Origin of the sequence: Marinobacter halotolerans (genome assembly GCF_008795985.1) — a bacterium.
GTDB lineage: Bacteria > Pseudomonadota > Gammaproteobacteria > Pseudomonadales > Oleiphilaceae > Marinobacter > Marinobacter halotolerans.
On sequence record NZ_VMHP01000001.1, the window covers coordinates 344,179 to 356,853 of the forward strand.

Annotated in this window: 9 protein-coding genes; 3 read left to right on the forward strand and 6 right to left on the reverse strand. The window is 57.4% G+C overall.

Features of this window, described 5'->3' with window-relative positions:
* Window positions 1-36: 36 nt before the first annotated feature.
* The gene (gene serB / locus FPL19_RS01520) at window positions 37-1,257 is read right to left on the reverse strand and encodes a phosphoserine phosphatase SerB (RefSeq protein WP_150909933.1); all 1,221 of its coding nucleotides are present in this window, start codon (window positions 1,255-1,257) and stop codon (window positions 37-39) included.
* Window positions 1,250-3,574 (reverse strand): DNA topoisomerase IV subunit A, encoded by a 2,325-nt coding sequence (gene parC / locus FPL19_RS01525; protein ID WP_150909935.1) that lies wholly within the window; start codon window positions 3,572-3,574, stop codon window positions 1,250-1,252. Before parC ends, serB begins: the two co-directional genes overlap by 8 nt.
* Before the next feature lie 217 nt (window positions 3,575-3,791).
* Here parC and FPL19_RS01530 point away from each other — a divergent pair, with 217 nt between their 5' ends.
* Both FPL19_RS01530 and FPL19_RS01535 read left to right on the forward strand, forming a co-directional pair.
* Window positions 3,792-4,034 (forward strand): hypothetical protein, encoded by a 243-nt coding sequence (locus FPL19_RS01530; protein ID WP_150909937.1) that lies wholly within the window; start codon window positions 3,792-3,794, stop codon window positions 4,032-4,034.
* A gap of 118 nt (window positions 4,035-4,152) precedes the next feature.
* Window positions 4,153-5,790 (forward strand): methyl-accepting chemotaxis protein, encoded by a 1,638-nt coding sequence (locus tag FPL19_RS01535; RefSeq protein ID WP_150909939.1) that lies wholly within the window; start codon window positions 4,153-4,155, stop codon window positions 5,788-5,790.
* Between the two features lie 56 nt (window positions 5,791-5,846).
* Here FPL19_RS01535 and FPL19_RS01540 read toward each other — a convergent pair whose 3' ends face one another.
* Both FPL19_RS01540 and FPL19_RS01545 read right to left on the reverse strand, forming a co-directional pair.
* The gene (locus tag FPL19_RS01540; protein ID WP_150909940.1) at window positions 5,847-6,431 is read right to left on the reverse strand and encodes a YceI family protein; all 585 of its coding nucleotides are present in this window, start codon (window positions 6,429-6,431) and stop codon (window positions 5,847-5,849) included.
* A 62-nt stretch (window positions 6,432-6,493) separates the two neighbouring features.
* Window positions 6,494-7,066, reverse strand: a complete 573-nt coding sequence (locus FPL19_RS01545; RefSeq protein WP_150909942.1) for a cytochrome b — start codon at window positions 7,064-7,066, stop codon at window positions 6,494-6,496.
* Between the two features lie 516 nt (window positions 7,067-7,582).
* On the opposite strand from FPL19_RS01545, the gene FPL19_RS01550 reads away from it, so the two are divergent.
* Window positions 7,583-8,881, forward strand: coding sequence for an EAL domain-containing protein (locus FPL19_RS01550; protein WP_150909944.1), 1,299 nt, complete (start codon window positions 7,583-7,585; stop codon window positions 8,879-8,881).
* On the opposite strand, the gene FPL19_RS01555 is transcribed toward FPL19_RS01550, so the two are convergent.
* Together FPL19_RS01555 and parE are read right to left on the reverse strand one after the other, a co-directional pair.
* On the reverse strand, window positions 8,868-10,643 hold the full coding sequence (locus FPL19_RS01555) for an SLC13 family permease (RefSeq protein ID WP_150909946.1): 1,776 nt from the start codon (window positions 10,641-10,643) through the stop codon (window positions 8,868-8,870). The genes FPL19_RS01550 and FPL19_RS01555 overlap by 14 nt on opposite strands.
* A 111-nt stretch (window positions 10,644-10,754) precedes the next feature.
* A complete protein-coding gene (gene parE / locus FPL19_RS01560; RefSeq protein WP_150909948.1) occupies window positions 10,755-12,656 on the reverse strand; it encodes a DNA topoisomerase IV subunit B in 1,902 nt (633 codons plus the stop codon).
* Window positions 12,657-12,675 lie beyond the last annotated feature (19 nt).

Genomic DNA, 12,675 nt, shown 5'->3' on the forward strand with positions numbered 1-12,675 from the left:
TCTGAGAGTTCATCAGCCAGCCCGTCAGGTCGGCGTTTACTGGCCGATCTGCCGACTGTCGCTTTCCCGGAATCCGATCAGATAGAGAATGGCATCCAGCCCCAGGGTGGATATGGAGTGCCTTGCGGACTCCTTGACCAGAGGCTTCGCCCGGAAAGCCACACCCAACCCGGCCTGGCTAAGCATCGGCAGGTCATTGGCGCCGTCGCCCACGGCAATTACCTGCTCTCGGGAGATGTGTTCCCGATCAGCGATTTCCAGCAGCAACTCAGCTTTGCGATTGCCGTCCACAATCTGCCCGGCCACCCGGCCTGTCACCTTGCCGTCCTCGATTTCCAGTTCGTTGGCATAGACATAATCGATGCCCAGCTTGCGCTGCAGGTGGCGGGCAAAGTAGGTGAACCCACCGGACAGAATGGCCGTGCGGTAACCCAGTGATTTCAGGCTGAGGATCAGGTGTTCCGCGCCTTCTGTCAGGTTCAGTCGGCTGGCAATGCCCTCAAGCACCGATTCATCCAGGCCCTTCAGCAGTGCCAGACGCTCGGCAAAGCTCTGGCTGAAGTCCAGCTCGCCCTGCATGGCCCGCTCGGTGATTTCTGCCACCTGCTCGCCCACGCCGGCTTCCCTCGCCAGCTCGTCTATGACTTCCGCGTCAATCAGCGTGGAATCCATATCAAACACCACCAGACGGCGGTTGCGGCGGAAGATCGAATCCTCCTGGAAGGCAATATCAACGTTCATCTCGCCAGCGATATGGAGGAAATCCGCCCGCAACTGCTCCAGATCGGACGGCGTTCCCCGCACCGAGAACTCCACGCAGGCCAGCCGGTTATCCGCCTGGTTCAGCGACGGCCGGGCCGACAAACGGGTGATGTTATCGATGTTCAGGCCGTGGCGGGCAGTGATGGCCGACACCCGGGCAATTTGCTCGGCCTTGATGTCCCGGGACAGTAGCGTGACGATATAGCAGGCTCGGTTGCGCCCTTCTGCCCACTGCTGGTATTCCTCCATGGTGATGGGTGCAAAGCGTACCTGAAGGTCCAGGGCATGCAGCCGGAACAGCAGATCGCGAATCACCGGGGAGGATTTGGATTCATCCGGAATCTCGATCAGGATGCCCCAGGTCAGATGGTCGTGGATCACCGCCTGGCCGATATCCAGAATCCGCACATCGTACTGGCCCATGATGCCGGTGATCTCGGAGGTCAGACCGGGCTTGTCACGACCGGAGACGTTTATCAGTACCAGTTCACTCACTGTCGGACTGCTCCCCTTCAGACGCCTGCACCTCGGCCTGGTCGAGCACCGCCGCGTTACTGGCCGACTGGATCACATCAATGCCATCGACCCGCTGCAGGCCTCGTGGCAGCTTGTGGCCACGGCGACCCCGCTCGCCAAGATAGTGCTCAAGGTCGCTGAACTGCAGCCCCATCTTGCGCTTGCCGGCACGTATCTCGATCTGGTCATCCTTGGCAAAAACCGCAGCAGCCACCACGTATTCTTCCCGGTTCTGCACCCTTGCCGAGGGGATGCTGATAATCTTGTTGCCTTTACCCTTGGACAACTCAGGCAACTCACTGAGCGGGAAGACCAGCATTCGGCCTTCGTTGGAAACCGCGCCCAGATAAAGCGTTTCCGTCGACTTGGGAACAGTGACCGGCGGCATGATTCGAGCGCCTTTGGGCACGGAAACCACGGCCTTGCCGTTCTTGTTCTTGCTGATCATCTCCCCCAGCGAGGTCACAAAGCCGTAACCGCCGTCAGTGACCAACAGCACTTTCTGCCTCGGCTCGCCCATCAAAAGGCCAGAGAAGGTGGCACCGGAGGGTGGGTTGATACGGCCACTCAGCGGCTCACCCTGGCCTCTGGCGGACGGCAGGGAATGGGCCACCAGAGAGTAGGCCCGACCGGTGGAGTCCAGGAACACCGCCTGCTGGTTATTGCGGCCCTTGGCGGCCATGGCAAAGGCATCGCCAGCCTTATAGCTGAGCGCATCCGGCTGTATGTCATGACCCTTTGCCGCTCGTACCCAGCCTTTCTCGGACAGCACCACCGTGACCGGGTCATTGGACACCAGTTCGGTCTCGCTGAAGGCTCTGGCTTCCTCACGCTCGACAATCGGCGAGCGACGGTCGTCGCCGTAAGTCTCTGCGTCTTCAATCAGTTCGGACTTGATCAGCTCCCTCAGCCGGTCTTCAGAACCCAGAATAGCCTGCAGTTCATCACGTTCGGCGGCCAGTTCGTCCTGCTCACCGCGGATTTTCATCTCCTCAAGCTTGGCCAGGTGGCGCAGTTTCAGCTCGAGAATGGCTTCCGCCTGATCTTCGCTCAGCCCGAACTTTGCAATCAGCTGTTCTTTGGGCTTGTCCTCATAGCGAATGATCGCAATCACTTCATCGATGTTCAGGTAGGCAACCAGCAGGCCTTCCAGGATGTGCAGGCGCGCCAGAACCTTGTCGAGGCGATGTTGCAGCCGGCGGGTGACAGTTGTGCGACGGAAGCTCAGCCATTCGGTCAGGATCGTGAGCAGTCCCTTCACCCCCGGACGGCCGTCATTGCCGATCACGTTGATGTTCACGCGGTAGGTCTTTTCCAGGTCCGTGCTGGCAAATAGGTGGGCCATCAGGCTGGCCTGATCCACGCGGTTGGAGCGGGGCACGATGACCAGGCGAGTCGGGTTCTCGTGGTCGGATTCGTCCCGCAGATCGGCCACCATGGGCAGCTTCTTGGTCTGCATCTGCTGGGCGATCTGCTCCAGTATGCGATTGCCGGACGTCTGGTGTGGCAGATCGGTGACCACAATCTCGCCGCCGTCATTGATCCAGCGAGCCCGCATGCGAAGCGATCCGCGGCCGGTTTCGTAAAGCTGGCGGATATCCTTGCGCGGGGTAATGATCTCCGCTTCGGTTGGGAAATCCGGTCCTTTCACGTGTTCGCAGAGATCTTCCACTGTTGCGTCCGGCTGATCCAGCAGGCGGATACAGGCCGCGGCAATTTCCCGCACGTTATGGGGCGGGATATCCGTGGCCATGCCGACCGCAATGCCGGTGGTACCGTTAAGCAGCACATGGGGCAGTCGCGCCGGCAACACTGATGGCTCGTTCATGGTGCCGTCGAAGTTGGGCACCCAGTCCACGGTTCCCTGCCCCAGTTCACGTAGCAGCACGTCCGAAAAACGGGCAAGCCGGGATTCGGTATACCGCATGGCGGCGAAGGACTTGGGATCATCAGGCGCGCCCCAGTTACCCTGGCCGTCCACCAGCGGGTAACGATAGGAGAACGGTTGCGCCATGAGTACCATGGCTTCGTAACAGGCACTGTCGCCATGGGGATGGAATTTACCCAGCACGTCACCCACGGTGCGGGCGGATTTCTTGTATTTGGACGTGGACTTCAGACCCAGCTCGGACATGGCGTAGACAATCCGGCGCTGGACGGGCTTGAGACCATCACCAATGTTCGGCAACGCCCTGTCGAGAATGACGTACATTGAATAATCAAGGTAAGCCTTTTCGGTGTAGTCTCTCAGCGAAACTCTCTCAAAGCCCTCATCCGTCGTCTGGAATTCTGGCATGGATGCCCCTTTTACCTGTCGGAAAGCCTGTGGGTATATTCAAACGCGCCTCATTATATGGAGGCTGGCGCTGATACACCAACACCCTCTTTCGATTCCAATAGCGGAATTCCCGCATGGAGCGTTCACGACCCTCATCGTATTGTGCGTTACAAATCCTTACGGTGGTTTCGACACCGGACCGTTCACTCAACCAGACACGCCTCTGCGGAGATCTATGAAACCCGAACTCAAAGCCTGCGGACAAGCACTGGTGACGGCGACCATCAACGCCGGACTTGCTCTTGCTCTGATGCTGCTGATCGAGTTTGCCATCAGCGGGTCTTTCCAGATTGCGGAAACCTATCTCTGGGCGGTCTCCCTCATCGGACTGGTGATTTTCTTCGCCCAGTTCTGGCGACGCTGCCATCTCTGCCGTAACGGCGATCCTGGCCGATATGAGAAAGAACGCACTACCTGAGACCCTGGTTGCACAGGGAACATAAAGTCAAAAGCTGTATTGCGTACGTGACATAAGGGGGTTCACTGCTATCCTGTAGTTACCGGATCCGACCGGCTCGCCAACAGGAGACTGCACGATGAACCTGAATAAAGCTCTGGGGCTTCGCGCCAAGATCTGTCTGCCTTTTGCTCTCACTGCCATCGCCCTCCTCATAGTCGGAATCGTAAGCGCCCTCACTTTCCGGGATCTGTTAGCCGACACGGATGACATCGCCGGCAATATGCTCCCCGCTATCAGCGAAGTTCTCAACGCAGATCGGGATCTCTACCAGGCGCTGGTTGCCCAGAATGCGTTTGTTGACGCCGCGGGCCTGGGAAGAGAAACCAATGGCCAGCGGGAAGCCTTCCAGGAAAACGCCGTGCAGGCGCTAGAACGAATGAAATCTGCGGTCCAGCGCCTTGAGGGCACAGGCGTGGATGCGAAAATAGAAGGCTTTGAATCAGCCTATGCCCGCTGGATGACCGCCGCGGAGCGGTCCCTTGAGTTGGCGGAATCCGGTGCACGACAGGCCTCACAATCCGTTCTCAAGGGCGAGAGCCAGGCCGCTTTTGATGACCTGCGCAACTATTTCGATGTGGTCGGCGCCCATGCCGATGAACAGGCGAAGATAGCGGCCGACCACGCATCCGAAGAGGCGTTGGCGCGCTCCGTATTCATTTTAGTTGTCAGTCTGATTACGGTTCTTGTGTGCGTTATCCTGTTCATTCTGCTTCTCCGGATGATTGTCCGCTCGATCAAAAACCTGAAAGACCAGCTTGATAACATCGCCAAGGGCGAAGGTGATCTGACCCAGCGCGTGCCGGTGGAAACCGACGACGATCTGGGCCGGCTGGCCATCAGCTTCAATCAGGTGCTGACGAACCTCCAGGGCATGATCGGTTCGATTCAGACCCTCAGCGAGAATCTCGGCAATGAAGCCCGGCAGTTGTCGACCACCGCCCGTGACAACAACGATGGTGTGACCCGCCAGAGTGACCTGATATCCATGGTCGCCACCGCAATGAACCAGATGCAGAGCGCTATCGAAGAGGTGGCCGGAAACGCGTCCAGAGCGGCTGACGTCACCCGTCATGCCCAGGAGACCAGCGAAAACGGCGGCCGCATCATCCACCAGTCCTCGGCCCAGGTTCAGACACTGGCTGAACAGATCCTGAAAGCGGTGGACGTGATACGGAAACTATCCGCAGATTCGGAAAACATCACGTCGGTTCTGGATGTCATCCGGGGCGTCGCTGAACAGACCAACCTGCTGGCACTCAACGCAGCGATAGAAGCCGCCCGGGCCGGAGAACAGGGTCGTGGTTTCGCGGTTGTGGCGGATGAAGTGCGAACCCTGGCCCAGCGCACACAACAATCCACAGAAGACATACAGCGCATGATTTCAACGCTTCAGACCGGCGTATCAGACATCGTGAACGTGATGGAGACAGGCAGCGAGCAAGCCGGGGAAGCCCAGAGGCTGGCCACCGACGCCGAGAAGGAACTCAAGGTTATTCTCGAGTCGATGAACGACATTATGGATGTGAATTCCAGCGTTGCCTCGGCAACCGAGGAGCAGACCCAGGTGGTTGACGAAATAAACCGCAACATCGTCAATATCAACGAACTGGCCACCGAAAGCTCCCGGCGGTCAAAGAATATAACCAGTATCAGCGCCACTCTGGATGAGTTCGCCGACGAACTGCGCCAGCAGACGGGTCGCTTCAAGGTATAAAAAAAGCCATGCCCCGGACCGGGGCATGGCTTTTCCCATTACTCACAAGCCGTGTTTTACTGGCGGATGCCTTCCACGGAAATGATCATTTCGACCGTCCTGGAGGCTTCGCCCAGTTTCTGGTACGGAATACCAAAATCGTCCAGCCGGAATTCGGTTTCGGCCTTGAACCCCATACGATAGCCGCCCCAAGGGTCGGCGCCATGACCGATCATCTCGGCGTCCAGGGTGATTTCCTTGGTCACACCGTGCAGGGTCAGGTCGCCAATGATGTCCGCTTCACCTTCCCCGTCTACTTCAACACGCTTGCTTGTGAAGGTAGCTTCCGGGAACTCATCAACGTTCAAGAAGTCGTCAGAGCGTATGTGCTTATCCCGCTCAGCGTGATTCGAGTCCACGCTGTCTGTCTGGACAGTCACTGATACCGAGCTGTTTGCAGGGTTTTGCGCATCGTAGACAAACTGACCGTCGAAATCATTGAACCGGCCATATAGCCAGCTGTAACCCAGGTGTGAAATTTTGAAGGTGATGAACTGGTGAGCACCTTCCTTATCAAAAGCGTAAGTACCACTGTGCTCTGATGCCTGCGCGGCACCGACAACAGCCAGTGAAACAGCAGATGCGAGAATCAGTTTTTTCATGAATATCTCCTTTCAGGTGTAATCAGGGCGCCAAGCCCTGACGGTCATTGAACGTTAAACCGCTACCGCCCGGGGCCGGGCTGATCACGGGACGTACCCAGCATCCGTCTTAGCGTGTCGTCTTTATCAAAAAGATGGTGCTTGAGCGCGGCAAGCGCGTGGATGCCTGCCAGGATCACCAGGGCCCATGTAGCGTAGTAGTGAACTTCCCCTGCAATATCAGCCATGCCCCCTACCTTGCCGGTTACCGATGGAACGCTGAACCAATCGAAAACATTGATTCCTGAGCCATTGGCCGTTGAAATAAGATAACCACTGATCGTTGCCACGAATATCAGTGCATAGAGCGCGAAGTGGGCAACATGCCCCGCTACAATTTCGAGCCGGGTATGGGTTGGCAGGGTGTCCGGGGTTCTGTTGAACAGTCGCCAGAGCAGTCGCAGAACCATGGTGGCAAACAACAGAATGCCAACGCTGCGATGGATATCCGGCGCCTGCTTGTACCATTCGTGGTAATAGGTCAGGTCAACCATCCAGTAGCCCAGGGCGAAGAGGCCTATCACAACGATCGCCACCAGCCAGTGCAGGATAATCGCAACCAACCCAAATCGATTTGCCGAATTCCGTATCTGCATTCTTTCTGTAACCATTCGCGTCTTTCAGTTCATAAGCAGTGTAGAAAGCTCACCGGAACAAACCAACCTCAATGTTTTGTACGCCATGATCAGAAATACTGACCAATCAGGCTAGGCAGTATTACTTATACCTTTGGTCTGATAGGGGTTTTACGGATTGAGAACCGATATCAGTCGGATAGACTTCCTACATCATCAAAACCTTATTCAGGTTTTAATTAATCAAACAAGAGATGGAATGATGGAAATCGAATTCGACGAATCAGTCGTTGTCCCAAGCAACAACTAAATTTTACAATTTTTTCAACTGTATACAGTTACGCCAGGTTTCGTGTTTTTACATGAAAAACTGGCAATACAATGCGCTTTTTGGCAATCTTCTGTTCAGATGTCCGCTATGGTCGATAAGCGACTGCTTTAGAACCAGTTTCACGGGCGGAATGATCAACAGATCGGTTGGCGGGCAGATAAACGCTGCGCCTCCGGTGTTTTCGTTAATCAGAATCAGAAGAGCTCATGTCGTCATCCCTCCCACACGAGTTGGCAGCACCGGATGTTGATCTGCTTTCACCAATGCTCACCCGGGACGGTGACACCTGGATCGCCGATTATCAGGGCCTGAAGCTCAAAACTGCGCTGCAGCCGATCTTCAGCCTCTCCCACAAACGGGTCGTTGGTTATGAGGCGCTGATTCGGGCGTTTGATCCCGACAATGCGTCAGTTCTGCCACTGCACCTGTTCGAGCTTGCCGCCAGCGATGCGGAAAATCTGCTCCTTGATCGTCTTTGCCGATACCTTCACATCAGCAATTACTCCAGCTTTCACGATCAGTTGAACTGGCTCTTCCTGAACGTTTCACCCCGAGTTGTATCCACCGGCTCCCAGGCCGACTCATTTTTCGGGGAACTGCTCAAGAAAACCGGGCTTCCACCCCACCGAATCGTGATGGAAATCGTAGAGCAGCCAACCGATGACGCAGAGAAACTGCGCGAGACGGTTTCCTACTATCAGCAACTGGGCTGCCTAACCGCCATTGATGACTTTGGTGCGGGGCATTCCAACTTCGAACGGATCTGGAACCTGTCGCCGGACATCGTCAAGCTCGACCGCACCCTGTTGACTCGCGCTACAGAAGACCATAAAGCCCGCCAGATCCTGAACGGCATTGTGGCGCTGCTTCACCAGTCCGGTTGTCTGGTCCTTCTTGAAGGCGTGGAAACCCATGACCAGGCCATGATCTCCATTGATGCGGGCGTGGATTTTGTGCAGGGCTTCTACTTTCACAGGCCCAGCATTCTGCTGGATCAGATGCGGTCATGGGAATTTGCCGATCTGGACCGACTGCTGGATGATTATAAGAGTCGCAGCCGGGTAACCCTGGACCCCACGGAACAGCTGACGTCTTTCTTTGAAAATGACTTCCGGCGAGCGGTAGATGACCTGCGGCAGGGTGAGCCGATGAACGATGCCTGCTCTGGCCTGCTGGATCATCAGTCCGTGTCGAGATGCTACCTGGTGGATGAAAACGGGGTTCAGATCCGTGACACACTGGTGTCAGACACCACCACCCGGAATCTTGATCCGAGGTTCCGCCCCCTGGAAAGCACCACCTCCGCAGACTGGTACCGCCAGCAATATCTTCGGCAGGCCATTGCCAGACCCGGAACGCTTCACGTAACGGCCCCATACCTCTGCATTACCGGGGCCTATATGTGCGTTACGCTCTCAATGGGCTATTACGAGGACGACAGGCTGAACGTGCTTTGCTGCGACATCCTCGCCAATGCCGTGGACACCGCCCTCAAGAAGCTTTGATTCCGTAAACCAGTGTTATCACCGTCACGGTGACCGCGCCAATCACAAGATTCATCGGCAAGCCTACCTTCACAAAATCCATGAAACGATAGCCACCCGGGCCAAAGACCATCATATTGGTCTGGTAGCCCAGCGGCGTTGCAAAGCTGGCCGACGCCGCCATCATCAATGCGATCACGTAGGGCTCGGGCGCAATCCCCAGCGCCGTGGTCATGGACAGCACCACCGGCAGTACCAGGACCGCAGCCGCATTATTGGTAATCACCTCCGTCAGCACGGACACGGAAAGATAGACCAGCACCAGCGTGAGCACGGGGTGGCCACTGCTGGCAGCCAGAATGCCCTCTGCCACATATCCGGCAGCACCCGTCGCTTCCAGTGCCGCGCCCAGCGCAAATGACGCGGCGATCGTCAGCATGACCGGCACATCCACCGCCTTCTGCGCCTGTCCCACGGAGCAGCAGCCGGTCAGAATCATCAGCGCCGCGCCGAGCAGGGCCGCATTGAGCATACTAAACACACCACTTGCTGCCAGCCCAACCAACACCAACAGGATGCCCCAGGACAGGTAGGCACGGTCATGGCGTGGCGTGTCGGTTTCCAGATCGTTGATCAGCAGGAAATCCTTGGCGTAGCGCTGCCGACTGACAAACGCCGGTCGCGCTTCCAGAAGAAGAACATCACCGGTCTTAAGCCGGATGTTACCCAGGTTGCCGGAAACCCGTTCACCACCCCTTGCCACAGCCAGCACGACAGCACCGTAGCGGTCACGGAAACGGGCATCTCGAATGGTCATGCCCAGCACTTCCGACTGGGGCGACAGTGCCGCCTCGACCAGGCGACGTTCAGCCCGATCCTTGCTCAGGCTGGGCTCATCGTCATGAACGGAGGGCACAATACCGTTGATTCTGAGCAGATCTGAGATGGCCTGGGTATCACCGGCGAACACCAGCCGGTCCCCGCCCCGGAGCCGCTCTTCGGAGGGCACTGCCGTGACCACGCTGCCGTCCCGTTCAATTTCCACCAGGTAGAGCCGGTCAAGCTCCCGCAATCCCGCCTCGCCGACGCTTTTGCCCACCAACGGGCCATCAAGTGCCACGGCCACTTCCAGGGTGAATTCACGCATCGCACCAAATTTCTGCTGGTCTTTGCGATCCGGCAGCGCCCGCGGCAATACCAGCAGCATGATCCCCAGGCCGAAAATGGCCACGGGCAGACCAACGGCGGTGATGGAGAAAATGGAAAACCCTTCGTCGCCGGTCAGTTGCTGGTATTGGCCATTCACCACCAGATTGGTACTGGTGCCGATCAGCGTTAGCGTGCCACCGAGGATGGCGGAATAGCTCAGGGGGATCATTAACTTGGAAGAGGAAATGCCGATCTTTCGCGACCAGGCATGAATGGCCGGAATCATGGTTGCAACAACCGGGGTGTTGTTCAGAAAGCCACTGAGCAGCGCCACAGGAAAAATAATCCGGGCCTGGGCGGACCGGACCGATCGGGGGGAGCGAAGCAGATGATTGACCACCAGATCCACGCCGCCGGAGTGGTGAATGCCCGCAGCCACGACAAACATGGCCACCACCGTGATCAAGCCACTGTTGCTGAAACCCGACAATGCCTCATCAGCGCTGATGATACCGGTGGCACTGAGCACAATAAGCACCGACAGCATGACAAGATGCGGTCCGTAACGCCCCACACTCATCAGCACCAGCGCCATTGCTGCCAGGCTTAAAACAAACCAGCCCTGCCAGTCCATGCCTACACCCCTTCATTAAAGAGGTGCAGGATAGCGACTTTGCCAATCACTTAGAAAGAATAAAGGGTACTGGTTAAAGCACTTTTAGTAATATGGAAAGTCTGAAAAGGATCAGACCTCGATATCTGCCATATTGCCGTATTCCTCAAGCCAGCTGCGGCGATCGGACGCACGCTTCTTGCCCAGTAACATATCCATGCGGCTATCGGTGTCGTCGCCGTCTTCAATGGTCAGCATCACCAGTCGACGGGTGTCCGGCGCCATGGTGGTCTCTCGCAGCTGCAGGGGGTTCATCTCGCCCAGGCCCTTGAAACGGGTCACAGAGATTTTGCCCTTGCGGTTTTCTGCCGCCAGCCGGTCCAGTATGCCCTGCTTCTCGTGTTCATCCAGGGCGTAGAAAGTTTCCTTGCCAAGATCCACCCGGTAAAGCGGCGGCATGGCAACAAACACATGGCCCGCCGCAACAACCGGGCGGAAGTGCTTCACGAACAGCGCGCAGAGCAGCGTGGCGATGTGCAGGCCGTCGGAATCCGCATCCGCGAGAATGCAGACCTTGTTGTAACGAAGCCCTTCCAGCTGGTCAGAACCCGGGTCTACACCAATCGCTACCGCAATATCGTGCACTTCCTGGGACGCCAGGATTTCGCTGGAATCCACTTCCCAGGTATTCAGAATCTTGCCCCGCAGAGGCATCACCGCCTGGAACTCACGGTCCCGGGCCTGTTTGGCCGAGCCTCCGGCGGAATCCCCTTCCACCAGGAACAGCTCCGAACGGTTGGTATCGCTACCGGAACAATCCGCCAGCTTGCCGGGCAACGCGGGGCCGGACGTCACCCTCTTTCGTGCCACCTTCTTGCTGGCCCGCAGCCGGCGCTGGGCATTGGTGATAAACAGTTCCGCCAGGACCTCCGCCACATCGGTGTGCTGGTTCAGCCAGAGACTGAAGGCATCCTTGACCACGCCGGATATAAACCCCGCCGCTTCCCGGGACGACAGCCTTTCCTTGGTCTGGCCGCTGAACTGGGGCTCCTGCATCTTGAAGGACAGCACGTAGGCACAGCGTTCCCAGATGTCCTCCGGCGACAGCTTCACCCCCCGGGGTAACAGGCTGCGAAATTCGCAGAACTCCCGCATGGCTTCCAGCAGGCCGGTGCGAAGCCCGTTCACATGGGTGCCGCCCTGGGCGGTGGGAATCAGGTTGACGTAGCTTTCCATGACAGTCTCGCCGCCTTCCGGCAGCCACTGTATTGCCCAGTCCACTGCCTCGGTGTTGCCGGAAAAGCTGCCCACAAAGGGCTCCAGTGGAACGGCCTCTATATTGGCCAGCTCACTGCGCAGGTAATCCCGCAAGCCATCCTCGTAGAACCACTCGTCTTTTTCCCCGGTCTGTTCCTGGAGGAAGGTCACGTGCAGCCCCGGGCAGAGCACCGCCTTAGCGCGAAGGTTGTGGCGCAGACGGCTGACGGAAAACTTCGGACTATCGAAATAGCTGGCGTCCGGCATGAACTTCAAGCGGGTGCCGGTGTTTCGTTTGCCGACCGTGTCGACCACCTCAAGATCGGTTTCCTTGTGGCCGCTGGCGAAGGTCATCCGGTGTAACTGGCCGTCACGTTTGATCAGCACTTCAAGTTCGGTGGACAGCGCGTTAACAACCGACACCCCCACCCCGTGCAGGCCGCCGGAGAAGTTGTAATTGCCCTGGGAGAATTTGCCACCGGCGTGAAGCCGGGTGAGGATCAGCTCTACCCCGGGAACGCCATGTTCTTTGTGCATGTCTACCGGCATGCCCCGGCCATCGTCCTCAACACTCAGGGAACCATTCCCGTAGAGCACCACATCGATGCGACGGGCGTGCCCGGCCAGGGCCTCGTCAACGCTGTTATCAATGACTTCCTGGGCCAGGTGGTTGGGCCGGCTGGTGTCTGTGTACATGCCCGGACGCTTGCGCACCGGGTCCAGGCCACTGAGGACTTCAATCGCATCCGCGTTGTACTGTTTCTGGTTCTGGCTCATAGGCGGGAAGAAACTCTAC

Excerpts from the sequence above, each read along its gene's own strand:
- parC (WP_150909935.1), bottom strand. The coding sequence starts at position 3,574 with ATGCCAGAATTCCAGACGACGGATGAGGGCTTTGAGAGAGTTTCGCTG.
- FPL19_RS01530 (WP_150909937.1), top strand. The coding sequence starts at position 3,792 with ATGAAACCCGAACTCAAAGCCTGCGGACAAGCACTGGTGACGGCGACC.
- FPL19_RS01535 (WP_150909939.1), top strand. The coding sequence starts at position 4,153 with ATGAACCTGAATAAAGCTCTGGGGCTTCGCGCCAAGATCTGTCTGCCT.
- FPL19_RS01540 (WP_150909940.1), bottom strand. The coding sequence starts at position 6,431 with ATGAAAAAACTGATTCTCGCATCTGCTGTTTCACTGGCTGTTGTCGGT.
- FPL19_RS01545 (WP_150909942.1), bottom strand. The coding sequence starts at position 7,066 with ATGCAGATACGGAATTCGGCAAATCGATTTGGGTTGGTTGCGATTATC.
- FPL19_RS01550 (WP_150909944.1), top strand. The coding sequence starts at position 7,583 with ATGTCGTCATCCCTCCCACACGAGTTGGCAGCACCGGATGTTGATCTG.
- FPL19_RS01555 (WP_150909946.1), bottom strand. The coding sequence starts at position 10,643 with ATGGACTGGCAGGGCTGGTTTGTTTTAAGCCTGGCAGCAATGGCGCTG.
- parE (WP_150909948.1), bottom strand. The coding sequence starts at position 12,656 with ATGAGCCAGAACCAGAAACAGTACAACGCGGATGCGATTGAAGTCCTC.